Raw genomic sequence first — 24,722 nt, 5'->3', positions numbered from 1 at the left:
ATTTATAATTCTACATGACCTTAAAAAAACTGTCTAATTAATTGTAACCTATCCATAGTTTACTAAATTAGGGCTAACCAAAGGATTCGTTCCACTGTATAACCCTGCTTCTATATTAGTTATACTACTGTTTATTTCTATCCCAGTAAACATTTGAGTCTTTGCCTCTGTCCCGAATGTGAATTCAGTTATCAGTTCGCCAGAATTTAAAACGTTGGGTCTTATTATTCCATTACTAACACCCACGGTATAGGCTAATAATTTTTCAAATTCACACTTATACTGTTCTGCTTCATAAGCAAGTCCGGAGTCTTGTGGCGTGAATCCAGCTTCCAAAAAAAGTGAGTGTTCCTTCATGATTCTTAAAAAATATAAGTGTAGTTCGAGTGATAACGTAACATATCTCTGATCATTCATCATATTCCCCCTAAAAAAGTAATGTCTCTACAATTCTATGTATTTAAATATTCAGGAATGCTACTAGTGAGATAAGATTTTCTAATATTCCAATAATGAATTAGGAAGCTTAAGCTATGTCATGATCAACTTAACAGACTTGTTCAAAATTAGATCAATGGATTATGAGTTTTTTCATTATGTAAAAGTAGGGTTACTTATTTTAAAAAAAACTCATTCAACCAGCCTTGTGTAAACAAATTATACATTAGATAACTTAATGGGGATGGCCGTTTCTACTAATCGGATTGCGCCGAGATCCCTTGGACGCTATGAGGGCACCATCTGTACTATTTATAAAGAAACAACATATCGTAACAGAAATCAATTCTGAATTAAGATACGTTTTTAGTCTACATGCCTTTCGTCCTCAAAATACTTTATAAATCTCTCGTGTCGTCACGCTCTCAATTTGATGGTAAGGAAACAAAATTTGATTCGCTTCTTTCTTAAATTTTTCCCAATCTGCACAATCTTTTAAAATAAATAATGGCATACTAGCCTTTTGATTTTGGAACAAAACGTGGTATTCAATTTCGTAGTTCGCCCACCAAGACTCCTGATCATACATTTGCTGATGGGCTTGATGTTCCCGATTTAAATGAAAGGCAAGTGCTGCTTCAATAAAACTCTCAGGAACAAATAGGGTGTTTGATAGGACATTTGCTTGAATCTCATTACTTTTATTTGGTAAAAAAATACCAATCACTTCAAATTCATATGTTTCGCTGGCCATTATATTCTCCTCGGCATAAACTTTTTCTAAGTCTAATTCTTCAAGATTTCTTAATGGATCACATAAACACGGTTATCTAATGTAAAATCTGAACCTAATCTTAAATAATTGAGGGTTGCGAACTCTTCTGAAATTAAGACTGGTACTTTTTCAAAAGTCGTTTTCTTTAGTTCATCCTCAATAAAACTTCGCCCTTCTTTGAATATCATGATGCCTTCCTTTAAGATAGCAACTTGCGTATGAGTGACACCATTTGTAATAAATTGAGTGATAGGAACGGTAGAACAAGCCTTGTCTCCTTCTTTCGCGAGTTCATTTGGAAGTTTCAACTTCTCACTATACAGCTCAAGTCCTAAATGATACTCTACTGATTGAACCGAATCTAAATTGGCAATTTCCTTGATTTGTTCAAGCGATACTCTGTTATAATTAGGATCACTCACTTTCATCTCTTGATTAAAGGTAATCGTTGCCATTTTTAATTGCTGTTCCTCAACTTTTTGAGCCGATGGACTTATCTTCAAATTAGGAAAACAGAACATACTCGATACGGAGATTAGTAAAAAAAATAAGATGATTTTTTTACGATACATTTTATGACTTCCTAAACTATTATCCATCATTATTTAGTATCCTATTTATTAAATAATAACAAAACAAAAAACCATTATCTTCATATCGATAATGGTTTTTTGTTTTGATGAGGACAATGTTTAGTAATATCCCCTTTCACATAATAAAGCATAACAATCATTAACTTCTTCATCCGTGAATAACTCAGAATATTCACTTTTAATAATTGTGGCCTCCATCGTTAAATCAAGGCGTCCCGCTTCAGCTAACTGATTAAAACAGTCTGATGTTCTGCCTTTTCTTAAAATTTCTTGTGCAGTTCTCACAATTCCAAATCGTTCAATGGTTTGGAGAAATCTTGTCATTTTGCAGTCATACTCTTTTTCTGCTACTTCACAGTTTTTGATGACTTCCTGTTGTAGTTTTTTCTCTAATGCTGTCATTTTTACACTCCAGTATTCATTGTAAATTCGTTCACTTTATTTAGTTTATCATAAAATATCGTCAATGGTTAAATTAATTTAAGATAGTTGTAGCACTTAAAATCCTCTTATCTAAGAAGTCTGACTTAACTTTTCCTTGTGTCTTTTCAATCCTTTTAGCGTGACCTTAAAAAAACTTTTTTCATCCGTAACTGATCCGACCGTAAGGATTTTTCCTTGAAAATTTATTTATCTGTTACAAAATGAAAATCTAAGACCTATTGCCTTATAACAGTTAATGCTAATTATGGTATAATTAAGGTTTGAAAGAATTTGGAGGGAATAATTTTGAATACACTAAAGAATTGGATTAAAAAAGAAATCGTACTCGTGATTGCTTCCTGTTTAGCACTACTATCCTCTTTTTTTACAGGTTTACACACCTCACATATCGATTTTAATGTTTTAATGTTACTTTTTAACTTGATGATTGTCGTCGCTGCTTTTAAAAAACTCAATGTCTTAGACAAAATTTCAACACTCATCTTAAGTCGTTGTCAAAATACGAAACAACTGACCCTTGGATTAATGTTATTAACCTTCTTCATGGCCATGATCATTACAAATGATGTTGCCTTAATTACCTTTGTGCCGTTAGCGCTCATCTTAGTCAAATCAACACACCTCGACGCGATTAAACTCATCGTTTTATTAACGCTCGCCGCAAACCTCGGAAGTAGCCTCACCCCGATTGGAAACCCACAAAACTTATACTTATATTCTTATTACCATTTATCACCGAGTGAATTTTTAAAAATAACCTTTCCACTCGGGCTTATGTCCTTTGCCTTACTACTTGTTATTGTGTTAAGGGATAAAAAAGAACCTCTGCAAGCTGAATTATCTTGCACAAACATCGAACAACCTAAAAAGGTATTAGCCTATTCTTTTTTACTTGGCATCATTTTAATGTCCGTGTTTCATCTCATAAAAGTAGAATGGACGTTCATTTTGACTCTTTTATTCGTCCTAATTTCAGACCGTTCCCTATTCAAAAAGGTAGATTACGCACTACTCATAACCTTTATTGCTTTCTTTGTTTTTATCGGGAATATCTCTTCTATTCCTGCATTAACACACTGGATGCAAGCAATGCTTCAAACTGAGCCAAAAACTTATTTGGCAGGGATTCTTTCCTCACAAATCATTAGTAATGTACCGGCCGCTATCTTACTCTCAACTTTCACACCTTATGCAAAATCACTCCTCATCGGAGTCAATATCGGTGGACTTGGAACCCTAATTGCCTCACTAGCTAGCGTCATTTCATATAAATTATTTGCTCAAACCTATCCGAATCAAACGGCAAAATATTTAAAAGTATTTACGTTATATAATGTGTCTCTACTCTTCATCCTGACCCTATTATTCTTAATATCCTTATAATTCTATATTAAATGAAAAGATTAATTTATTTTTTTAATTAATCTTTTTTATATTTTTTTAAAAATTGGTAAAAATAATTTTGAATTGGACCCTATATGTCCTATTTTTTTGATATGATTTGTTTACAGAAAACATAAACTAACTTGGAGGAATCTTAAATGAATGAATTTATGAATCAAGCACAATTAATAAAAGATGAACTGATAGAATATAGACGATTTATTCATGAAAATCCTGAAGTAGGTGCCGAACTTCCAAAAACAAAAGCGTTTGTCATGAATAAACTGATGGAGTTTGGTTACGAACCGACAGAGATTTGTGAGAGCGGAATTGTTGCCACAATTTCAGGACCAAATCCAGGAAAAACCTTCTTATTACGAGCAGATATGGATGCACTTCCTATGAAAGAAGAAACAAGTTGCGATTTTAAATCGACAAATGGATGCATGCATTCTTGTGGACATGATATGCACACCGCAATGTTACTTGGAGCTGCTAAATTACTTAAACAAAATCAAAATCAAATCGAAGGAACAATTAAACTAGTGTTCCAACCAGATGAGGAAGGATTTACAGGAGCTAAAAAAATGCTTGAAGCGGGAGTCCTTGAAAATCCAAAGGTTGATGCCGCCATGGCGATGCATGTTCACTCAGGTTCTCCTTCAAACGTTGTCTTATGTGGGCTTGGAACAAGTATTGCAGGATGCAATCGCTTTAGAATTGTAGTTAAAGGAACAGGATGCCATGGAGCCATGCCTGAACTTGGAGTCGATCCGATTAATATTGCAGCTCATATTTACATTTCTTTGCAAGAAATTATTGCTCGTGAAGTATCACCAACACAACCTGCTGTTCTAACCATCGGAAAATTTGCCGGTGGAGACGCTCCTAATATCATTCCAGGAGAAGTGATCATGGAAGGAACGATTAGAAGTTTGAATAAAGAACTCGGTGAATTCATTTTTAACCGTATGAACGAAATTGTGACCTCAACTGCTAAAATGTTTAGAGGAGAAGCAGAACTTATTGAATTATCTTCAGTTCCACCATTAGCCAATGATACAGACTTAGCAAAAGAAGTCACGACTTATGTCAAAGACTTAGTTGGTGAACAAGCTGTAGTCTTATTTGAAGGTGGCGGTATGGGATCGGAGGATTTCGCCTCTTATTCATACGAAGTTCCAAGTGTTTATATGATGCTTGGTGCTGGAACAAAACAAGAAGATCCTTCATATGGAGAACCGATGCATAATGAAAAAGTCGTGTTTAATGAAGACATCTTAGCGACTGGAGCCGCGATGCATACCTATTGTGCTATCATGTGGCTAAAAAATCACGCTAAATAATCAAAATCAATCAGAAAGGTAACAAAATGAGATTATTAGAACTCGTCTTTTATTTATTAAAATGCCACTCAAAAGTAACCATTAAAGAATTAGCGGAGACTTTCGATGTTTCAACGAAGACGATTCAACGTGATATTGACAAATTATGTGTTCTTGGTATTCCGATTATATCCACCCGAGGAAAAAATGGTGGCATTGAAATCGATCAGAATTATATCATTGCGAAGCAAGTTTTAAAACAAAGTGACTACGAGTCATTAATTACGTCGTTATACATCGGACAGCAGTTCAGTCAAAACATTAGTCATTCCTTTTTAATTGATAAGTATCAATTGATGGAACCTAAGCGATGTTCACAAATCTTAAATCACTTAAATCATTATTTCGTCATTGATTTAGATGATAATCCCTTTGATCGAAAAGGTGAGCTTTATCAACAACTTGACCATGCCATCCAAACCAACTCTTATATAGATTTGGAAATAAGACAAAAACGCCTAACCGTCATCCCTATCTCTTATGTCTTAAAGCCGGTTGGAATTTGCTTATATTGTTATCATGAAGACTATATGCTAATTCCAATCACTCAAATTGTCAAGGTCGATGTTTTAAATAAACCTTTCAATCAATCTATGATTCCCTATCAAGCTCAACAAGAAAAACCGGATATTTCATTTAACAACTAAATAAAGCAAAAGCACCTCATGGAGATTAACGAGGTGCTTTTGCTTTATTTAATGAAAAATTGACTGCTTTTTCTCTAACATTTCTTCCATGAAATGTCGAAAATTCACAACTCAAACCATCACATTTTTTAACCCTTTCTTTGCATATCCCTTTACACCTTATCTAGCCTAAATTGACTAGATAGGATGTTGTTTTAAGTCACTCTAGAGATGGCTCATCTTTTATGCTTGTTCAAATTGACTGTTATATAATTCTGCGTAGAATCCTTGTTTAGCTAATAACGATTCATGATTTCCACTTTCTAAAATGTCGCCATCTTTTAAAACTAGAATCACATCTGCATTTTTAATCGTTGATAATCGATGTGCAATCACGAAAGAGGTTCTACCTTCCATTAATTGATCCATTGCTTGTTGAATAATAAGCTCTGTTCTCGTATCAACGGAACTTGTGGCTTCATCTAATATCAACATCGGTGAATTTTTCAGCATCGCTCGTGCAATCGTTAATTGTTGTTTTTGTCCAGCTGATAGATTCAATTTATCATCTAAAATCGTATCATAACCATGATGTAACGTTTGAATAAAATGGTGTAATCCCACCGCTTTACAAGCCTCTTCAATTTGTTCATCCGTAATATGCGCTTGATTATAAACTAAATTTTCTTTCACTGATCCTTCAAATAACCAAGTGTCTTGTAAAACCATACAGAATAAATCATGAATGTTCTCTCTGGTTAATTGATTAATTGGCGTACCATCAATATAAATCGCTCCACCATTTATTTCATTAAATCGCATGAGTAAGTTAACAAGTGTTGTTTTTCCAGCACCTGTTGGACCAACAATCGCAATTTTTTGACCTGGTTTTACTTTTGTCGAGAAATTTTTAATAACCGGATGAGTTGTCCCTTCATAGGTGAATGTCACATTTTTAAACTCTACATTTCCTTGAGCTGTTTCAAGTCGTTTTATTTTATGGCTCTCATCCTCCATTTCCTTCGCTTCTAAAAATTCAAAGACACGATGACTTGCCGCTGTTGCTGATTGTAAGCTTTGCGCTGCTTGTGCCATTTGTGCTAGGGGTTGTGTAAAGTAGCGAACATACATAATAAAGGCCACAATCACTCCAAATGAAATGACATCATTCATTGCAAGGACAGCTCCAACGATACAAACTGCAACATATCCAAGGTTTCCAATAAAGGTCATTAATGGCATCATAAGACCTGCTAATAACTGCGCCTTAAATCCATTTTGCTTTAATTCTTGATTCATCGATTCAAAGATATCTCCCATTTGCTTTTCAGCATTATAGGCTTTCACAATCGTATGCCCTGTGTAAACTTCTTCAATATGACCATTTATTTTTCCTAAGCCTTCTTGTTGTTTTAAGAAGTATTTTTGTGATTTTTTCATGATAAATCCTACTAAAACAAAACCAATTACAGTAGCTAAAATTGCGGTAATGGTTAATAACACATTTGTTTTAAGCATCATGATCAAAGATCCCAGGAACAAACAAATTGCCGTCATTAAAGTTCCAACACTTTGATTTAACGTTTGTCCAATTGTGTCCACATCATTCGTTACTCGAGAAAGAATATCACCTGTTGTTGTCTTATTATAATAAGACATGGGTAGCTTGTTTATCTTTTTAGATAAATCTGTTCTTAAATTTTTCGAAACCTTTTGCGTTATATTTGCCATAATCAAGCCTTGAGAAAGTGATAACACAAAACTAATTCCATAAATGATGACTAATGTCATCCCAATTGAACTAATGGCTTCGATATCAATCTCACCAAATAATCCCTCAGTCATCAAATCTGTCATTTCTGATAGCTTATCTGGCCCAAATAAGGTTAAGGCTGTTCCAATCCCTGCACCAATTAGTGCAATGATCATCATAGGAAGATAGCGACGACAATAATGAACTAATTTAATCAGGCTACTTTCATTTTTATCTTTTTTTCTCATTACGCAAGCTCCTCCTTTGAAAGTTGAGAATAAGCAATTTCTTGATAAACTTCACAATTTTCCATCAACTCATCATGTGAGCCCATTCCGACGATTCGCCCCTCTTCTAAAACAATAATTTTATCAGCATCTTTAATGGTTCCGATACGCTGAGCAACAATTAATAACGTTGTTCCAATGGTCTCTTTTTTTAGAATACTTCTTAATTGTCGATCAGTCTTGTAATCAAGCGCTGAAAATGAATCGTCAAAAATTAAAACTTCAGGACGTCGAGCAATCGCCCTTGCGATAGATAAACGTTGTTTTTGTCCACCAGATAAATTGGTTCCACCCTGAGCCACATGAGCTTCATAACTGTTGTCCATTTTCTCAACAAATTCAGAAGCCTGTGCAATTTGAACTGCATCCATTACTGTCTCTAATCCTTGTGTTCCTTTTCCATTCTCTCCAAATGCAACATTCGATTGAACAGTCCCTTCAAATAAAGTCGCTTTTTGAGACACATAACCAAATTTATTACGAAGTGCTTTTTGGTCATATTCTTTTACATTAATCCCATTGATTAAAATTTCACCCCCACTGACATCGTAAAAGCGTGGAATTAAATTAACCAATGTACTTTTTCCACAACCTGTCGCTCCGATAAAGGCAATGGTTTCTCCACGTTTTGCTGTAAATGATATATCTTCTAATACATAATCATCACTATCAGCATATTTAAAGCTCACTCGTTTAAATTCTATTTCACCACTCATTCCTGCTGGCGATTGAGTCAACGAACCATTTTTAATCACTGATTTTGTTTCCAATACCTCGTTAATTCGTTTAGCCGAAACAGTAGCACGTGGAAGTAAAATAAATACCATAATTAACATCATAAATCCCATGACTACTTGTACCGCATAAGATGAGAAAACAATCATATCCGAAAAAATTTCCATTCTTGATGGTAATGTCGCGTCATTAATCAAGATAGCCCCAACCCAATAAATAGCAAGACTTAAACCGCTCATAATCATGCTAATACTTGGCATTAAACTTGCCATAACAGAGTTTGTATATAAATTGTTATACGTTAAGTCATTATTCGCTACCGTAAATTTATCTTCTTGATATTTCTCTGCATTATAGGCACGAATCACACGTAAACCACTAATATTTTCTCGAGCACTTCGATTTAAATTATCCGTTAATTGTTGAATTCTTCTAAATTTAGGTAATGCAATGATCATACAGATTCCAACAATGATGAATAAAACCATGACAGCAACTCCTGTTGACAACGTCCACTGCCAACTTTTATCATAGATTTTCATTAACGCCCAAAATGCCATAATAGGTGCTTTAATTAACATTTGTAACCCCATGACAATAAACATTTGCACTTGATTAATATCATTCATTGAGCGTGTAATTAAACTCGCAGTTGAAAAATTATTAATTTCCTCCATTGAGAAGGATTGGACTTTATCAAATAATCCTGAACGCAATCGTGCTGAAAAGTTCGCCGCAATTTTAGCTGAAATAGCCGCTGCAATAAATGAGGTTCCTAAGCTAGCTAATGCACACAAGAGCATGTATCCCCCAGCCACCCAAATCTCATTCATCTCACTTCCTGGTGTTTGAACTAATCGCGTAATCTCACTCATATAGTCCGGTAATTTTAAATCTAACCAGACTTGAGCCACAATAAAGATGAAGCTAATAGCAAAAAGAATCCATTCTTTTACTTTTAAATGTTTAAAAATCTTTATCATATTAACTCACTCCTTTTCCTAATGATAAATGTAGGATACAGGAAAAAGATTAACTGAAAAAAACTTTTTACTTTTTTAATGTATAAAAATAAAAGAATTCTATTCTATGACATGATCAATAAAATAGAATTCTTTCTTTTAGATTATATTGGGTAACTCAATTGTAAATGAACTTCCTCTTGATAAGGTACTTTCACAGGCTATACTTCCTTTATGTAAATGAATGATTTTATAGACAATAGATAAGCCTAAGCCATTTCCCATCGTGGCATGAGACGTATCTTCTTGATAAAACTTATCAAATATTTTAGGGATAGCCTCAGCCGCAATCCCAACTCCTGTATCACTAATAGTAATAACAATTGAATTGCTAACTTTCTTCATACTGATATCAATGATTCCATTTTGTGAGGTAAACTTTATCGCATTATCAAGTATATTTAACCACACTTGATTTAACATTTCCTTATTCCCAAAGTAATGATAATCTTGAATATCTGCATTCAGAATTAACTGTTTTTTTTCTAATTTTGTTTCTAATAATAACACGCATTGGCGAATTTGTTCCCCAATATTAAATAATTGTTGGTCGCTTAAAATAGACTGTGCTTCGACCTTAGAAAGCGTCAAAACATTTGTCGCTAAATTTGAAAGACGGGTTGACTCTTCAATGACAATATCAAGGTATTCTTCTCTTTCCTCTTTCGTTAATGAATCATCTTTTAAAATTTCAGCAAATCCTTTAATTGAAACAATCGGGGTTTTAAATTCGTGAGAAAAATTATTAATAAAATCCGTTCGTAAAACTTCAATTCCTGCTAATTCTTCTGCCATATGATTAAAATTTTCAGACAATAACTCATATTCAGGGGGATGTGTAATATTTAATCTAGCTGAAAAATCCCCACTAGCTAATTGATTCATAGCGTCCATAAACATTCTAACTGAACTTAACATTCTTTTACTCGCAACCGTTGAAATAATAGTCCCCACAATAATACACGATACTAACGTAATCAGCATAATAATAATTGGCTTCTCACAAGTACTTTCATTAATCCATCCAAACAAAAGACTAAAAGACATTAAAGCCCCCGTAATTGCAAATGTAATTAAATACATCACAAAAAGAGAAAGAGAAAAATAAAGGGTTAGGGTAATTCTTTTTTTGATTGCCTTCATACTTTTTTAACCGCCTTATACCCCAGTCCACGAACACATATCAATTCAAATTCAGGATAGTTCGAAAACTTATTTCTTAAACGATTGATATGAACATTAACCGTTGTATCGGTTGTCTCGCTTTCCATTCCCCAAATTTCATCCATTAATTGAATTCGTGTGAAAATGCGTCCAGGATAAGACAGTAATTTATATAATAAATAAAATTCTTTTTGCGGAAGGGTCTGAATTTCATTTTCTCTTGTCACTGTTAACGCATCATAATCTAACCTTACTTTACCAATCGTTAATTTTCGTTCATTTACAATTTGAGATCGACGAAGAAGTGCTCGAATTCTTAAAAGCATTTCTTCAGTATCAATAGGTTTGGTCATATAATCGTCAGTTCCAACAATAAAACCTTTTTTCTTATCTTCTGGTAAGTGTTTTGCTGTAGCCATTAAAATCGGCATCGTAAAATTCGCTTCCCTTAATAATCTAGCCACTTCAAATCCATCCATTTTAGGCATCATAATATCTAAAATGATTAAATCGATATGTTGGATACTTAAGATTTCCAATACCTTTTCACCATCTTCGGCAGTAAACACAGTATATCCTTCCCGCTTCAATAATGTTTCTAATAATTTTCTAGCATGCTTATCATCTTCTGCGACTAATATATTAATCATCTTTTGCCTCCAACCTGATTGATTGAATCATTAAAATTCTTATCATTACTATTTTATCAAAGAACAATAAACTGTACATAAACTGATCTTATTGCGACACAAAAAATCATTTCTTTTTCTGTCATAGATATCCTAGATTTAAGGTATACAAAGAGATTAATTTCTACAAAATAGTGACATAATCTATCTCATTTCAAACTTTAATTTTGAGATTTAAGGAGTGCTTAAATTATGAAAAAAAAATTAAAACATATTCTCATCTTAGCAACCGGTGGTACAATTGCCGGAAGTGGTCCTGAAGGAAATACAACAGGCTATCAAGCAGGTGTCATCTCAATTGATGAAATCTTAGCTGATATTCCAAACTTAAAAGAAACTGCTCGCATTAGTGCCATTCAAATTAGCAATTTAAATAGTGATGATATCACATTCAATGAATGGAAAAAACTTGTGGATGCCATTCATGAACACAACGATGACCCAGATATGGATGGATTTGTGATTACTCATGGGACTGATACCTTAGAAGAAACTGCCATGTTTTTAAACTTAACGCTTAAAACGACAAAACCCGTGATTTTGACTGGTTCTATGAAACCTGCAACAGCTATCAGTGCAGATGGTCCCTTAAATCTTTACGACTCTGTAGTCGTTGCCACCCATGAAGATGCCATCAATAAAGGCGTGTTAGTTGTCTTTGATAATGCCATTTACTGTGCACGCGATGTTAAAAAAATTAGTACCTTTCAAACCGACGCCTTTGGTTCAGGGAAATTTGGAGCGATTGGATTTATCCGTGATCATAAAGTTGATTTCTATTTAATGACCACCAAACCGCATACCATTCACTCAGACTTTGATATTACCGGTTTGGATCGACTTCCATCGGTTGGAATGGCCTATTTCACGATTGATAGTGACCCTAGTATTTTACCTTATCTAGCCAGTCAGCATGATGGATTGGTAATCGTTACAGCAGGTGATGGACAATTAAGCAAACATTGGCTTGATGCCATTAATGTCCTTTTAGCGCAAGAATATCCTCTTATTTTAAGTACACGTGTTTTCACTGGAAATATCTCGGCTCAAAACAATGCCAATACGTTTAATCCCCAAAAATCACGTATTTTGTTACAACTTGCCCTTACTAAAACAAAAGATCAGAAAATTATCAATCGCTATTTTTCAACCTATTAATCAAAAAACATTATCCTAACACCCCCAGGATAATGTTTTTTGACATACTATTTATTTCTTAAAGCATAAACCTCATCGATTAATAAGCCTGTTTTAGTGGCAATCACTTCGTCATCTAACAGATCTAATAAATTTCTGGCGATTTCTATTTTTTCTTGATGACGTACTTTTTCTATTTCGTCCTCATCTTCATTTTCAGTAGGAATTGACGCTTGTCCTACTAGGTTTAATTGATAATATAATTCTGTTCTTTTTTCTAGCAAATCTTAAATCTTCGATGATGTTTCATATTCATTTGTTGTACAAACTAATGAATCGCAACGATGTTCCTTCAGTGTTTCTATTTCTGCTTCAATTTTTTCAACTTCTTGATTAATTTGTTCTACATTCATTTTAATATCCCCCTCTTTTAAGTTAGTTAAATTAGATCATTATTATTTCAAACCCTAATCAAAAACGCTTGCAAACTTATTCACAATCCTATCTCCTAACAAAAAGATGACTGGATAGGCAGTCATCTTTTTATTTAATCTTCAATCCACTCTTTTGAATTAGGCATTAAATAATGTGGCATCAATTCAGTTATGCAATAGGTTTGAACTCCTGCCCTAAATAATGGTTCAGCATTTAAATAAGCAGCTATTGCTTCGTAAGAGTTTGACTTCATGATGAATAACCCACCACTCAAATCAGCCTTTAAAGATGACATCAAACTTAGTCCTTAATCCATCACTTTTTTTGTGCATGCCATATGCTCTTTTAAAAGATCGTCATTCATTGCCTCTTGATTTTTAATCGTCCCTTCAACCACGTAGTATTTCATTAAGATGAATCTCCTTTTTTATCTTCTTGCCTTGTTATGATGCTACGACAAACACCTATCACGAGTCCATCAATTTACCCCTTAACTCTAATACCGTAAATTTTTTGAGGTCTTGAATGAATTCTTTCACCGCTTTTTCAGATGTGGACCATGAAGTCACTAATCGTATGACGGTTTCAGTTCGATTAGTTGAATCCCATCTCGTAAAAAGATACTTAGTTTCAAGTAAGGCGACAATTTTATTTGGAATAATCGGAAAAATCTGATTCGTGTCTGAGTCGACCATAAACTGATAACCTAAAGAACTAATACCGACCTTCAATAATCTGGCCATCTCATTCGCATGATTGGCTAATTCAAAATAAAGATTGTCTTTAAATAACTCGCTAAACTGAAGACCTAAAATACGTCCCTTTGCTAATAAGGCACCTTTTTGTTTCATATTAAAACGGAAATCTTTTCTAAGCATTGGCTGATTGATCACGAGTGCCTCACCACATAATGCTCCCATCTTCGTTCCACCGATATAAAATACATCTGTCAACTGAGCCAAATTTGATGGTAAAAGATCATTTTTCTCGCAGCATAAGGCTGACCATAACCGAGCCCCATCTAAATAACAAATTAAATTCTGTTCTTGGCAGTACTCATAAATGGCTTCAAGTTCAGATTTTTGATAAATTGTTCCGAGTTCAGTAGGATTTGAAAGATACACAAGCTTAGGCTTCACCATATGTTCATCAATGTGTGTTTTTAATACGTCTTTTATTTGAGCAACACTCAATTTTCCATCATGTGAAGAAACTGGAATGACTTTATGCCCCGTTGCTTCGATTGCTCCAGTTTCATGGACTGCCACATGACCTGAATCCGCAGAAATCACGGCTTCATAAGGTTTTAAAAAAGCAGAAATCACCGTTAAATTCGTCTGTGTCCCCCCCACAAAAAAATGAATTTCATCGTGATTTAACATAAACGTTTCCTTTATCAAATGAGCGGCTTCGGTACAAAAAACATCGTCTCCATAACCCTGATGTTGTTCTAAATTCGTTTGCTGAAGTGCTTTTAAAAGATTAGGATGTGCCCCCTCACTATAATCATTTTTAAAACTATACATAGCGACCTCTCCCATCGTTTTATCTCATGCTAACCATGTATATGAGAAATATCGCTATCATATGCTAAATTTATCTTATATCAAAAAGATTCTGATGGACTATTCCATCAGAATCTTTCTTTTATTATATTGTTATTTCAACTTGGTTTCCCTCAGGATCTAAAATGCAACTTTCATAATAACCATCTCCTGTTGTACGAGGACTACTTAAAATATCGTATCCTGCCTCTTTTAGACAGTTTGTCAACTCGTCTACCTTTTCTTTACTCCCAACACTAAACGCAAGATGTATGTATCCCGTTTGATATAAAGACTTTTGGTCTCGCTCTAAATTAGGTCGTGTCATTAATTCAAATCGCATCTGATTTTCAAACGTTAAAAAATAAGTCTGTAGACCAGTCTTTTGATTATGGTATTTATCCCCGCAGGTTGCCTCAAAAAATTGCATATAAAATCGTTTCATCTCTTCTAACTGTCTGACATACATCGCCATATGATTAATTTTCATGTGTCTTCTACTCCATCTATTTCTTTAAATTCACTCAGAGCTTCTTATTTAAACAAAATTTTTCTAAGGCATACGCAATCCCATCCTCTTCATTAGAGAACGTGACAAAATGTGCTATGTCTTTTAACGCTTGAACTGCATTCTCCATCGCAATGCCTAAGCCTACGTATTTGAGCATTGAAGCATCATTATGTCCATCACCAAAAGCTACCACTTCTTCTTTTTGGCAACCTAGGTGATTTAAGACTGTTTCTAACGCTTTTGCCTTATCAATGCCTTTAGCTGTATATTCAACATAAAAAGGGGCTGTAAACATACAATTGCACTGCTCATTGAATGGATACTTCATATCCTCAAAGATCTCCTCCAGATAGTCAGGCATACCACTCGTTAGTATTTTATGACATTCAAACTCAACAAATGCTTCTAAATCGTCTACCTCTTTTAAAATAAATGCATTACCTTTTGTTTCGTATTCGACTAAATACCCGTCTACATTTTCTACATATAAATGAACTCCATCGTCAATCATCGGCGTTAGATTAAACTGCTTAAGATGTCTTAAGATTGACTTCGCCTCTGATATGGAAAGGGGGTTATTGAATAAAATCGTTTTCGTGCTTAAATCAATCACTTGACTTCCATTGTAACTCACTAATAATCCCTGATGCTGATCCATTTCAAGTTCTTTCGCTAGATTTAACAATCCACTGGTTGGCCGTCCAGATGCCAAGACTAAAATCATCCCCTGTTCTTGTGCCATCTTTAACGCTGCTTTGGTCTTTTGGGTAATTTTCTTTTCTTTATTAGTTAATGTTCCATCCACATCCATCACAATCACTTTATAAGGGTTCATCCTTCTAACTCATCCTTTCAAACGACATACTGCCTCTTCTTCTAAATCTTTTACTGTTATTTCACGATTTTTATAATAATATTTTAAATCCTGTTCATTAATCTCTCGAAGAACACGGCATGGATTTCCAACAGCTACACAGTTGGCTGGAATACTCTTGGTCACCACACTCCCTGCTCTAATGACTGTATTTTCACCAATGATAACCCCCGGACAAATCACAACACCCTCTCCAATCCAACAATTATCTTCAATTATCACGGCATCAGTATACATATACTCTCTATAATTTGGATTAATGGGATGACCAACTGTTGCAATTGTGCCCCCAGGTCCAAACATTACTTTTTTACCAATCGTTATTTTCCCATCATCCACAAATTGACAATTAAAATTCACATAGGATTTTTCGCCAATCTCTATATTATATCCGTAACAAAAATAAAAAGGAGGTTCAATCCAAGCTTTCGTTTCCTTGCCAAACATCTCGTTCATGAGTTGAATTCTTGTTTGAATCTCATCAGGGCCTGTCTCATTAAAAGCTTTCATTCTTCTCTTAGCATTTTGACGGTCTTCTGCTAGTCCATCGCAATTGTCTGTAAATAATTGACCTGCTGCCATTCGTTCTCGCATCGTCATGTTACTCTCTCCTACTTCTCAAACTTTTAATTGTCTGCTCACATGTGCTATATTATAATAATAGTCTATAATTTTTCGAATTACTATCATAATAGACTATTAACTTATAACAATTATATTTTTCAAAGAGGGTTTATCTATGTTAGAACTTAAATTATTTCAAGACCATTCTGAGGATGTAGCCTATAACTTCACTGACTTTTGCATTCGCTCAAACTTTGCAAGACTTAGTGATTATCCAAATATGTCAGCTGCCAATCATTGGCATGATGATTTTGAATTTACGATTATCTTACACGGAAAAATGGCCTATTCAATCAATGGAAAACCTTATCTTTTGACGGAAGGACAAGCTATTTTTGTAAGTTCTGGACACATGCATTACGGTTTTTCAAGTAATGGTGATGAGTGTGAATTTATTTGTATCCTACTTCCACCTTCTCTCATTTCTGCCATTCCTCGAATAGCCGATCACTACGTCAATCCCCTTAAACAAGACTCCTCTCATCCCTTTTTTATCTTTGATCCAAAGATTACTTGGCAACGACAATTTATTGAACATTTAAAACAATTACATCAACTTTGCCAAAAGCAATCAGAAGGATTCGAATTACAAATCATGAGCCTTTTTTATACGATTGCTTACCAACTTTATCACCATGTTAAACAAGATCAAACTGCACACGAGTCATTTCTGGATAAAGGAATTGGGCCCTTGCGACAAATGATTAGTTACATTCAACAAAATTATTCCGCCAAAGTCACCTTAAACGATATTGCGATAGCTGGGAATGTTTGTCGTAGCAACTGTTGTAAAATATTTCAAAAATTTCTCAATCAATCGCCCATTGGTTATCTAACCGAGTACCGTCTAGAAAAAAGTCTTTTCCTGCTTAAAACGACGAACTATACCATTACTGAAATCGCCCTTCAATGTGGCTTTAACAGTTCAAGTTATTTTACTGAAACGTTCCGTAAAGAACTGAATTGTACGCCCTCAGACTATCGAAAAAAACATAAACACTAAAAACTCCGAATCGTCCTTCAAAAAGTCCACGATTCGGAGTTTTTTTAAAATTCACTCTCAATAAAGAAACCTACTTTCATCTCATGTCACGCTTACTGCTTTCTCTTATACAGCACGACCATTCCAGTGCAAAGGAAAGCAAATAACCAAAAAGTTCGTCCAACCTTCACTTTATTTGTTGTGTCTTTCTCAAATGTCCTTTGGCTCACACTTTCAACTTCTTCGATCATCTCAAACGCTGTGACAAGTTGTGGTTCTTCATCTTCTAATTGTTCTACTTCTTCAACAATGATTGTTTTTGAAATCGGTTGTTGATTTCTTTGAATCTCTTCTTCTATTGGTTCAACGGGTAAAATTGAGTAATCATTGTGACTCTCTTCTTTAATAGCTGACTGTTCGGTGACACTGATTTTTTCACTTAGTTCCTTTGATTGAAGCTCTATCTGACTTTCTTCAACCGTTACCTCACAACTCGCAACATGAGTCCCGGTTCTAACTTCAATGACTGCCTTACCTACTTGTTTGGCAATCAGTTCTCCATCATTAACCATGACGACCGATTCATTAGAACTGCTCCAACTTAAATTTTCTGTAATAGTTGCATGAGTTGGGATAAATAATACATTCAAATTCATACGTTCTCCGACTTTTAAATCAAGCGTATCTACCTCTAAGACGATTCCAGTGAGAGCTCGTCCCGGTAATAACTTAGATAAAATCGGAACCCCGTATCCAAAGTAAGGATCCCATCCCACTTCTCCTAGATCATCAGCTATTTCAATCAAAATTTCTTCAATATCATGAGGCATTAACGTCGGATTATTTAATTTTAATAAAGCAGCCATCGCACTAATATGTGGTGCAGCCATTGATGTTCCATCTAAATAACCAAATCCTCCACCTGCAACCGTGCTATAAATATCAACACCTGGTGCGACCACATCAACATGTGCTCCATAATTTGAAAAGACTGCTTTTTGCAACGACGAATCCATAGCAGATACAATAATCGCATCCTCTAAATGAGAGGGACAACTATTCATCGTATCGATATTATCATTTCCCGAAGCAATGACGACTGTAATGCCGGAGGTGATTGCTTCTAAAATGGCCATTTCTAACGCTTTTGAATGATAATAGGGATACAACCCAAGACTTAGGTTGATGATGTCGACCTCAGCTTCTTTGGCATACTTCACACTTTCAACTAGCGCTGAAACAGTTCCTTTCCCGCGCGAATCCAACACTTTTAATGGTAAAAGTTTAATATTGTCTAAGCCTGCGGTTGCCTTGGAAATGATTCCTGCTACATGCGTTCCATGACTATTATAACTATCATCAAATGGATCTTCATCTCGGTTCACAAAATTATATCCAAAATCTGATAGTTTATTTTCAAATAGAGGATGTGTGGGATCAATTCCCGTATCAATAACCGCAACGACAAGCTCATCATCTTTTTCCTCTTGAATTAAATAGTCTCGATAGGAATTAATTCCAAGATAGTCCATTCCCCAAAATTCATCACTCCATGAAGTGATAGTCTGTGTATCCATAAAAACGCTGGCTATCAAATGAAAGATGATGTGCTAAAACCTCACATTCGCTAATCAATATAAAACCTAATATTAATAATATATACTTTGTTAACTTCATTAGTTCTCTCCCTCTACAAGTACTATAACTCGCTAAATTATAACAAAATATACACTATTTTTCACTAAAAAAAGGTTAACTAGACGTTAACCTTTGACATAAACCGGATGGTCTTTTAGCGCAATCCTTTCAGCTACAACACCTTCTGTTTCAAAAAGAACCAATTTGTTAATCCCTACTTTTAAAAGAGGCCCTGGAATATATAAATATTGAATCGGTCCTACTGACCAGTATCGACCGAGATTGAAGTCATTGATAAAGGCAACCCCTTTTCCAAGCGTGCTACAATCTAAAAATGTATCTTCACATTCGTGTGCTTCAAATTCATATTCATAAAATGCTGGTGTATTTGGAATCCATCCTTTTGTGAAATCCACGTCACCAATCGTTTCAAATGACAAAGCATATTGCACCCACTCTGTTTCAAAATGATGATCCACCATCACACCTCCACGAATTCCTTTTCGTTGAGTAGGAGCTAACAGCCTTGCCCCATAATTATTACGTCCCATATTTTCGACTAACAAGGACAATTCATGTTCCCCTTGAAGTGGAAGATTAAATTCGGTTCCGATTTCTTCTTGTGTTTGTGTTAAATAAAAGACTTCGTCTACATACACCGAAACACGATCACTTGTATCTACTAATTTGATACGCTCTGAATTGGTAGAACCGATCACCTTTGTTTGATACAAGACGTACCCATAACCACTCCCTAATTGTTCAAATGTTTTGGGCCAAATACTTTGCTCACTTTTCCCTAACGAAGATAATGTCTTAAATAATGACACTTTACGTTTTAGTGGAATGAGCCCGTAATCTTTTTTTGTTCTTAATTTAGGTGTTTGCTGAATCATATCTGGAAATAATTCTTTTAACAATTCTTGTGCTGCTTCATATTTTTTCGTTGGATCTCCCCATTCTGTTAAGAAGGCATCATAATCATACGAGGTGACTTGTGGTAAATTCCCAATTTTCCCAGCACAAGAACCATTCATAAATCCAAAGTTTGTTCCCCCATGAAACATATACAGGTTCAAACTCCCACGTTGTAATAATTCTTTCATACACGTCATCACCTCATCAGCGTCGCGCAAAATAATATCTTCATTCCAACGATTAAACCACCCACACCAAAATTCCATACACATCAATGGCCACTTTTTATCATGCTTTTCCATAAAGGATTGCAAGACATCAAAATTTTCATTCCCTCGTGACCCAAAGTTTGCCGTTACCAATACCTCCTCTTCAATTAAGGTTCCTGACATCAATGCCTGCTCCCATGCCCCGTCAGATGTAAACAATGGCACGTCAATTCCTGCGTCTTCAATCATCTTTTTCAAAGCACGCAAATACAATTTATCATTACTAAATGACCCGTATTCATTCTCAACTTGCACCATGATAACGGGTCCGCCTTTTGTCACTTGTAATGGCACAATTAACGGTAATAGCACCTTGAAATAATTTTCGACCTTTTCTAAAAACAACTCATCATCACAACGAATTTTCATGTCATGATAATTAAGTAACCAAGCAGGCAATCCCCCATTTTCCCACTCCGCACAAATATAAGGTCCGGGTCTTAAAATAACCATCAGTCCGATTTCTTCGGCCTTTTTCACAAACGACACTAAATCTTTACCTCCAGTAAAATCAAACTGCCCTTCACGCATTTCATGAAGATTCCACGGAACATAAGTCTCCACCGTATTAAATCCTAACGCCTTCAAATTATATAAGCTATGCTCCCAATGATCGGGCATTATTCTAAAATAATGAATCGCTCCCGACATTATTCTAGTTGGCTTTCCATCCACTAAGAATTCTTCTTTCACTTCAAATGTTTTCATCTTTTTGCTCCTCATCTTTTACTTCTCTGTCTTCTTTCTATCTAGAGATTGGATTCTTAAGAACCTCATTTCCTGGATATATTTTACTATAAAAACGCTCTTATCACATCTGTCATTTTCTAATATTCAGTGTAAAAAAACCTTATCTAAAATGGATAAGGTTTCATTAGGTGTTAATCAATATCAATGATCATATCTCGATGATAGTAGGTCAAATCTTGTTCATTAATTTCTCGTAAAACACGGCAAGGATTTCCAACAGCTACCACATTGGCAGGAATATTTTTTGTGACGACACTTCCCGCTCCAATGACCGTGTTATCACCAATACTCACGCCTGGTAAGACAACGGCATTTGCTCCAATCCACACATTGTTTCCAATTTTAATCGGAAGATTATATTGAGCTTGCTTACGTCTTAACTCAGGATGAATGGGATGAGTTCCCGCACTCACGGTGACATTAGGCCCAAACATCACATGATTACCGACGATAATTTCACAATCATCAACAAGTGTTAAATTAAAGTTTGCATACACACCGTCTCCAAAATGAACATGTTTTCCTCCCCAGTTTGCACGAAGTGGCGGTTCGATATAACAATTCTCGCCGATACTTGCAAACATTTTCTTTAATAAAGCCAGTCGCTTTTCATGCTCAGACGGACGTGTTTGATTAAAATCATATAACCGCTCAAGACAAATGGTTTGTTCTTTGATTAACTCATCGTGATTACAATAATATAACTTTTGATGAGACATTCTTTCCTTTAGTTCTTTCAGTTCCATTTTAATTCCCCTTATCTTTATGGATATAACTTCATTATATCTAAAAATTACGAAAAGTAATTAAAAAAAGAGGACTATTTTAAATTTAATTCCTCTAACTTTTCATTGACAAAAGAAATTTAATGTTTGAAGCTGATTTCATCAATTTTGCATCTGAAAGGCGGCGATAGGGCCTTCAACTTGGCCTTTTTATCTCGATTCCCTCTTTCTTGCTCGATACTAACCATTCATAAAAAAAATCTAGTCAATTTATCTTGACTAGATTTTTTCTTTACCACATGAATGATTCAATTTTGCCTTCACTTTCAATCGTGGAAAGAGTCGTTCCCTGTGCTTTCCATTTTGTTGCATAATCTTCAAATAACTCACCAATGGCTTGTCCAATTTCAGTATAATCTTCATCCTTTAAATTGGCTAACGATACACGAATCGACCAAGTCGGTCCCTCAAATCCACTTCCATTTAATAACACAATTCCATAACGGGCTGCTAATTCAAATAAAAATTCGAGTGGATGATAGTGATCTAAAAGGTAACTCACAAATTCATTTCCATATTGAAGACGCGCCCAGACTAATAAGTCAATTTGATTATAGTAAGAAGTCGTATAACGATCCTGTTTTTCAGCAAGAGATGGAAGCTGTGCATAAATTAATTCCTTACGTCGACGACAAATCTCTTTTGTCTGATTTTTATACGTCTCTTCTTGATCAAGTAAAGCAAAAATCGAGAAGAACGCCATTTGAACCTGCTGTGGCGTTGATAAGCCAGCTGTATGATTTAAAGCGACCTGACGACTATCTGCTACAATACGATCAATAAATGGAATCTGATCTGGTGTCACCGTTAAGGCTTTATATCGTTTACGTAAGATTTTCTTTTCATCTTCTGGTAACTGTTTGACTAAATCATTAAAGACATTTTCTTGTGCTAGCGCAATCACACCTAAACGCCATCCTGTTACCCCAAAGTATTTTGAATACGAATAAACGCCTAAGGTGTGATAAGGCATCGTCATCATTAACGATTTAAAATCATCGCAGAATGTTCCATATACATCATCTGTTACAATCATCAAATAAGGATTTTTTTCTTCAACGACTGCTTTTAAGTAATCCATCGATTCATCATTAATTGCAACAGATGCAGGATTACTTGGATTCACGATACAGGCTAATTTAATACTTGGATCAGCTAATTTATCTAACTCTTCTTTTGGATACTGCCATGTATGACGACCATCCTCATTGACTTCTGAGGCATATACTTTAACAATTTCAAAATCATAATTCGGTAATCCTGCGATTTCAACATATGGAGTGAAAATCGGGACGAATAAAGCAATTTTATCTCCTTGTTTTAAAATACGATTGGCCATTAACGAGTCAAAAATATAGCACATGGCCGCAGTCCCACCTTCAACGGCATATAAATCATGTGTTGAAGTCAACAAATTGCCTCCCATTTCTTTGACAATATAATCTTTGACTACTTGTTCTGTTTGAACGAGCATACGATCCGGCACTGGATAATTATCACCAATAATAGCATCCGTCAATTCATAAACCCACTCATCCTCGTTAAATCCATGTTTTTGGATTCCATATTCAATGATTTCTTTTAACAAGGTCATTCCTGGTGCTTCCGCATACACTTCACTATATCTTTTGAAACGTTCATAAATACCGGCTTGTTCCGGCATCCCCGCTAAATCTTTCTCACACCAAACACGTTGTGTTTCTTCAACAGCAAATTGACCAAAGGTAAAAAAGGCTTGACGAGGTGTGGCTGCTGTCCAATTTGGATTTCCTCGGCCCGCATTTAACATCGGACGTCCCACTTTATTTTCTGCTTTTTGTGCTAGATGAATTAATTCATCTTTTAGCTCAAATGGACTTAAATGTCCTACTTTTTCAATCATTTGTTTAATCGATTGTACATTAGTTGTCATACGCTACGCCCTTTCATGACTGATTAAATCAATCAATCCTTTATCTCTCACTTCTTTAATTTTTTCAGTCTTAATACAACATCAATCTTCACTTGATCAATATATTTTCATGTCTAATAAGAATCAAATACGACGTTAAGAATTTCATCTAACCTCTCTTTAGCTTGATAGATTCTTGATATTCCTTCGACATTTTTTTTACTTTTTAATAATCGGCGAGATAAATTATAACATCTCCAAATTTTAAGTCAACCTATTACAGATTGAAAAAATTAACTTTTGAAATGGATTGTCCCTTTTTTTCAAAAATAAAAGAGCTAAGATGATTAATCCTAGCGCCTTTGCACTATCCTTCCATAGTCGGTTTTAATGTTGTTTTTTCAATTTTTCCCGCAATCTGTTCTTGTTCTTTTTCTAATTGTTTTAATTCGTTGAGCGGACGAAGGGCGATCATGACCGTCACAATCGCTGTGATTATATCTCATAACAGTTGAGCAAACATCACACCCTATAATCCATTCGGCATCTCTGTTTCAAATAAATTCTTAATCAATCCAAAGTTATCTCCAAAAGTATCAAAGAATTTAGGCAAGAAGACGGCCATGGGAATTAAAATGATCCCTTGATGAGCAATAGAGATCATTGCTGATTCTTTCGCTCGCACCATCCCATCGCAGCGTTTAATAAAGACATACCAACAAATGAGTGATAATTGCACAAAACCAATGTTAACAAGCATACGTGCTATGTAATCATTGCTAATGCCTAGTCATTTAAATAAATGTAACACGCCTAATTCAAATAGAAATAACGGAATGTTATTTGGGTAACAATCGTAAAAATAACTATCAAACTGCGTAAAGCCTTCTTGCGCATTAAGTGCTGAAACATGCACTATCCCAAAATGCCAAAGGGGCGTTACTTTAAAACATGTCATAAAAAATAGTTGTAAGGCGATTATTCACTAAAAAACTTCCAAATATCATAAATAGTAACTTTTGATTTGAAAATTTTTCAAGATAAGCATTTAATTTTATCAGGATAAACAG

Annotated in this window: 25 protein-coding genes; 5 read left to right on the top strand and 20 right to left on the bottom strand. The window is 34.9% G+C overall.

The features are described from left to right. Positions 1–48: 48 nt before the first annotated feature. From QWC74_RS08685 to QWC74_RS08670, 4 genes are all read right to left on the bottom strand, one after another. Positions 49–417 carry a DUF2935 domain-containing protein gene (locus tag QWC74_RS08685; RefSeq protein ID WP_055163978.1) on the bottom strand — a complete coding sequence of 123 codons (369 nt, stop codon included), beginning with the start codon at positions 415–417 and terminating at the stop codon, positions 49–51. Positions 418–826: 409 nt separating this feature from the next. Continuing rightward, positions 827–1,192, bottom strand: a complete 366-nt coding sequence (locus QWC74_RS08680; protein ID WP_040763731.1) for a hypothetical protein — start codon at positions 1,190–1,192, stop codon at positions 827–829. Between the two features lie 50 nt (positions 1,193–1,242). Further along, complete coding sequence (locus QWC74_RS08675) at positions 1,243–1,815, bottom strand: hypothetical protein (RefSeq protein ID WP_040763733.1); 573 nt, start codon at positions 1,813–1,815, stop codon at positions 1,243–1,245. Between the two features lie 90 nt (positions 1,816–1,905). Then, positions 1,906–2,208, bottom strand: coding sequence for a hypothetical protein (locus QWC74_RS08670; protein ID WP_006785767.1), 303 nt, complete (start codon positions 2,206–2,208; stop codon positions 1,906–1,908). Positions 2,209–2,535: 327 nt separating this feature from the next. On the opposite strand from QWC74_RS08670, the gene QWC74_RS08665 reads away from it, so the two are divergent. From QWC74_RS08665 to QWC74_RS08655, 3 genes are all read left to right on the top strand, one after another. Then, positions 2,536–3,633 carry an SLC13 family permease gene (locus QWC74_RS08665; RefSeq protein ID WP_006785766.1) on the top strand — a complete coding sequence of 366 codons (1,098 nt, stop codon included), beginning with the start codon at positions 2,536–2,538 and terminating at the stop codon, positions 3,631–3,633. A gap of 158 nt (positions 3,634–3,791) precedes the next feature. Then, positions 3,792–4,979 (top strand): M20 family metallopeptidase, encoded by a 1,188-nt coding sequence (locus QWC74_RS08660; protein WP_006785765.1) that lies wholly within the window; start codon positions 3,792–3,794, stop codon positions 4,977–4,979. Between the two features lie 26 nt (positions 4,980–5,005). After that, entirely contained in the window at positions 5,006–5,665 is a 660-nt protein-coding gene (locus tag QWC74_RS08655) for a YafY family protein (RefSeq protein WP_006785764.1), read from the top strand. Positions 5,666–5,887: 222 nt separating this feature from the next. Here the strand turns inward: QWC74_RS08655 and QWC74_RS08650 are convergent, their stop codons facing one another. The 4 genes from QWC74_RS08650 to QWC74_RS08635 form a co-directional block, all read right to left on the bottom strand. Continuing rightward, entirely contained in the window at positions 5,888–7,645 is a 1,758-nt protein-coding gene (locus QWC74_RS08650) for an ABC transporter ATP-binding protein (protein ID WP_155222990.1), read from the bottom strand. After that, positions 7,645–9,402 carry an ABC transporter ATP-binding protein gene (locus tag QWC74_RS08645; protein ID WP_006785762.1) on the bottom strand — a complete coding sequence of 586 codons (1,758 nt, stop codon included), beginning with the start codon at positions 9,400–9,402 and terminating at the stop codon, positions 7,645–7,647. The genes QWC74_RS08650 and QWC74_RS08645 overlap by 1 nt, the downstream gene beginning before the upstream one ends. Positions 9,403–9,540: 138 nt before the next feature. Further along, positions 9,541–10,584 carry a cell wall metabolism sensor histidine kinase WalK gene (locus QWC74_RS08640; RefSeq protein ID WP_006785761.1) on the bottom strand — a complete coding sequence of 348 codons (1,044 nt, stop codon included), beginning with the start codon at positions 10,582–10,584 and terminating at the stop codon, positions 9,541–9,543. Continuing rightward, on the bottom strand, positions 10,581–11,255 hold the full coding sequence (locus tag QWC74_RS08635) for a response regulator transcription factor (protein ID WP_006785760.1): 675 nt from the start codon (positions 11,253–11,255) through the stop codon (positions 10,581–10,583). Before QWC74_RS08635 ends, QWC74_RS08640 begins: the two co-directional genes overlap by 4 nt. Positions 11,256–11,486: 231 nt before the next feature. Here QWC74_RS08635 and QWC74_RS08630 point away from each other — a divergent pair, with 231 nt between their 5' ends. Next, positions 11,487–12,452, top strand: a complete 966-nt coding sequence (locus QWC74_RS08630; RefSeq protein ID WP_055163996.1) for an asparaginase — start codon at positions 11,487–11,489, stop codon at positions 12,450–12,452. 47 nt (positions 12,453–12,499) lie between these two features. Here QWC74_RS08630 and QWC74_RS08625 read toward each other — a convergent pair whose 3' ends face one another. The 7 genes from QWC74_RS08625 to QWC74_RS08595 form a co-directional block, all read right to left on the bottom strand. Further along, positions 12,500–12,715: a hypothetical protein gene (locus tag QWC74_RS08625; RefSeq protein WP_006785758.1), complete on the bottom strand. Its 216-nt coding sequence runs from the start codon at positions 12,713–12,715 to the stop codon at positions 12,500–12,502. Between the two features lie 3 nt (positions 12,716–12,718). Continuing rightward, positions 12,719–12,844, bottom strand: coding sequence for a hypothetical protein (locus QWC74_RS08620; protein ID WP_006785757.1), 126 nt, complete (start codon positions 12,842–12,844; stop codon positions 12,719–12,721). 134 nt (positions 12,845–12,978) lie between these two features. After that, positions 12,979–13,161 (bottom strand): hypothetical protein, encoded by a 183-nt coding sequence (locus tag QWC74_RS08615; protein WP_006785756.1) that lies wholly within the window; start codon positions 13,159–13,161, stop codon positions 12,979–12,981. Between the two features lie 172 nt (positions 13,162–13,333). Next, a complete protein-coding gene (locus QWC74_RS08610) occupies positions 13,334–14,392 on the bottom strand; it encodes a low specificity L-threonine aldolase (RefSeq protein WP_288993977.1) in 1,059 nt (352 codons plus the stop codon). 124 nt (positions 14,393–14,516) lie between these two features. Then, complete coding sequence (locus QWC74_RS08605; protein WP_006785754.1) at positions 14,517–14,900, bottom strand: VOC family protein; 384 nt, start codon at positions 14,898–14,900, stop codon at positions 14,517–14,519. A gap of 34 nt (positions 14,901–14,934) precedes the next feature. Then, complete coding sequence (locus QWC74_RS08600; protein ID WP_006785753.1) at positions 14,935–15,756, bottom strand: Cof-type HAD-IIB family hydrolase; 822 nt, start codon at positions 15,754–15,756, stop codon at positions 14,935–14,937. A gap of 9 nt (positions 15,757–15,765) precedes the next feature. Beyond that, positions 15,766–16,395, bottom strand: coding sequence for a sugar O-acetyltransferase (locus tag QWC74_RS08595; protein WP_006785752.1), 630 nt, complete (start codon positions 16,393–16,395; stop codon positions 15,766–15,768). A 139-nt stretch (positions 16,396–16,534) separates the two neighbouring features. Here QWC74_RS08595 and QWC74_RS08590 point away from each other — a divergent pair, with 139 nt between their 5' ends. After that, complete coding sequence (locus tag QWC74_RS08590; protein ID WP_006785751.1) at positions 16,535–17,422, top strand: helix-turn-helix domain-containing protein; 888 nt, start codon at positions 16,535–16,537, stop codon at positions 17,420–17,422. 92 nt (positions 17,423–17,514) lie between these two features. On the opposite strand, the gene QWC74_RS08585 is transcribed toward QWC74_RS08590, so the two are convergent. The 5 genes from QWC74_RS08585 to QWC74_RS08565 form a co-directional block, all read right to left on the bottom strand. Beyond that, complete coding sequence (locus QWC74_RS08585; protein ID WP_006785750.1) at positions 17,515–18,978, bottom strand: S8 family serine peptidase; 1,464 nt, start codon at positions 18,976–18,978, stop codon at positions 17,515–17,517. Between the two features lie 186 nt (positions 18,979–19,164). Next, positions 19,165–20,934 carry a beta-galactosidase family protein gene (locus QWC74_RS08580; RefSeq protein WP_006785748.1) on the bottom strand — a complete coding sequence of 590 codons (1,770 nt, stop codon included), beginning with the start codon at positions 20,932–20,934 and terminating at the stop codon, positions 19,165–19,167. A 173-nt stretch (positions 20,935–21,107) separates the two neighbouring features. Then, entirely contained in the window at positions 21,108–21,722 is a 615-nt protein-coding gene (locus QWC74_RS08575; RefSeq protein WP_006785747.1) for a sugar O-acetyltransferase, read from the bottom strand. Between the two features lie 271 nt (positions 21,723–21,993). Then, positions 21,994–23,673, bottom strand: coding sequence for an aspartate 4-decarboxylase (gene aspD / locus QWC74_RS08570; RefSeq protein WP_006785746.1), 1,680 nt, complete (start codon positions 23,671–23,673; stop codon positions 21,994–21,996). 508 nt (positions 23,674–24,181) lie between these two features. After that, a complete protein-coding gene (locus QWC74_RS08565; RefSeq protein WP_006785744.1) occupies positions 24,182–24,412 on the bottom strand; it encodes a hypothetical protein in 231 nt (76 codons plus the stop codon). Positions 24,413–24,722: the final 310 nt, after the last annotated feature.

The sequence above is a fragment of the uncultured Turicibacter sp. genome, from assembly GCF_938044715.1.
Classification (GTDB): domain Bacteria; phylum Bacillota_I; class Bacilli_A; order MOL361; family Turicibacteraceae; genus Turicibacter; species Turicibacter sanguinis.
Note: the sequence above shows the minus strand (reverse complement) of the source record. Positions and strands in the feature narration are given on the sequence as shown.

Bases quoted from the DNA above. Each gene is read 5' to 3' on its own strand.
- QWC74_RS08610 (WP_288993977.1), bottom strand. From the start codon at position 14,392: ATGTATAGTTTTAAAAATGATTATAGTGAGGGGGCACATCCTAATCTT.
- QWC74_RS08655 (WP_006785764.1), top strand. From the start codon at position 5,006: ATGAGATTATTAGAACTCGTCTTTTATTTATTAAAATGCCACTCAAAA.
- QWC74_RS08670 (WP_006785767.1), bottom strand. From the start codon at position 2,208: ATGACAGCATTAGAGAAAAAACTACAACAGGAAGTCATCAAAAACTGT.
- QWC74_RS08615 (WP_006785756.1), bottom strand. From the start codon at position 13,161: ATGTCATCTTTAAAGGCTGATTTGAGTGGTGGGTTATTCATCATGAAG.
- QWC74_RS08630 (WP_055163996.1), top strand. From the start codon at position 11,487: ATGAAAAAAAAATTAAAACATATTCTCATCTTAGCAACCGGTGGTACA.
- QWC74_RS08680 (WP_040763731.1), bottom strand. From the start codon at position 1,192: ATGGCCAGCGAAACATATGAATTTGAAGTGATTGGTATTTTTTTACCA.
- QWC74_RS08575 (WP_006785747.1), bottom strand. From the start codon at position 21,722: ATGGAACTGAAAGAACTAAAGGAAAGAATGTCTCATCAAAAGTTATAT.
- QWC74_RS08640 (WP_006785761.1), bottom strand. From the start codon at position 10,584: ATGAAGGCAATCAAAAAAAGAATTACCCTAACCCTTTATTTTTCTCTT.
- QWC74_RS08660 (WP_006785765.1), top strand. From the start codon at position 3,792: ATGAATGAATTTATGAATCAAGCACAATTAATAAAAGATGAACTGATA.
- QWC74_RS08580 (WP_006785748.1), bottom strand. From the start codon at position 20,934: ATGAAAACATTTGAAGTGAAAGAAGAATTCTTAGTGGATGGAAAGCCA.
- QWC74_RS08635 (WP_006785760.1), bottom strand. From the start codon at position 11,255: ATGATTAATATATTAGTCGCAGAAGATGATAAGCATGCTAGAAAATTA.
- aspD (WP_006785746.1), bottom strand. From the start codon at position 23,673: ATGACAACTAATGTACAATCGATTAAACAAATGATTGAAAAAGTAGGA.
- QWC74_RS08590 (WP_006785751.1), top strand. From the start codon at position 16,535: ATGTTAGAACTTAAATTATTTCAAGACCATTCTGAGGATGTAGCCTAT.
- QWC74_RS08645 (WP_006785762.1), bottom strand. From the start codon at position 9,402: ATGATAAAGATTTTTAAACATTTAAAAGTAAAAGAATGGATTCTTTTT.
- QWC74_RS08585 (WP_006785750.1), bottom strand. From the start codon at position 18,978: ATGGATACACAGACTATCACTTCATGGAGTGATGAATTTTGGGGAATG.
- QWC74_RS08620 (WP_006785757.1), bottom strand. From the start codon at position 12,844: ATGAATGTAGAACAAATTAATCAAGAAGTTGAAAAAATTGAAGCAGAA.
- QWC74_RS08675 (WP_040763733.1), bottom strand. From the start codon at position 1,815: ATGATGGATAATAGTTTAGGAAGTCATAAAATGTATCGTAAAAAAATC.
- QWC74_RS08565 (WP_006785744.1), bottom strand. From the start codon at position 24,412: ATGCTTGTTAACATTGGTTTTGTGCAATTATCACTCATTTGTTGGTAT.
- QWC74_RS08685 (WP_055163978.1), bottom strand. From the start codon at position 417: ATGAATGATCAGAGATATGTTACGTTATCACTCGAACTACACTTATAT.
- QWC74_RS08595 (WP_006785752.1), bottom strand. From the start codon at position 16,395: ATGACGATGCGAGAACGAATGGCAGCAGGTCAATTATTTACAGACAAT.
- QWC74_RS08605 (WP_006785754.1), bottom strand. From the start codon at position 14,900: ATGAAAATTAATCATATGGCGATGTATGTCAGACAGTTAGAAGAGATG.
- QWC74_RS08600 (WP_006785753.1), bottom strand. From the start codon at position 15,756: ATGAACCCTTATAAAGTGATTGTGATGGATGTGGATGGAACATTAACT.
- QWC74_RS08650 (WP_155222990.1), bottom strand. From the start codon at position 7,645: ATGAGAAAAAAAGATAAAAATGAAAGTAGCCTGATTAAATTAGTTCAT.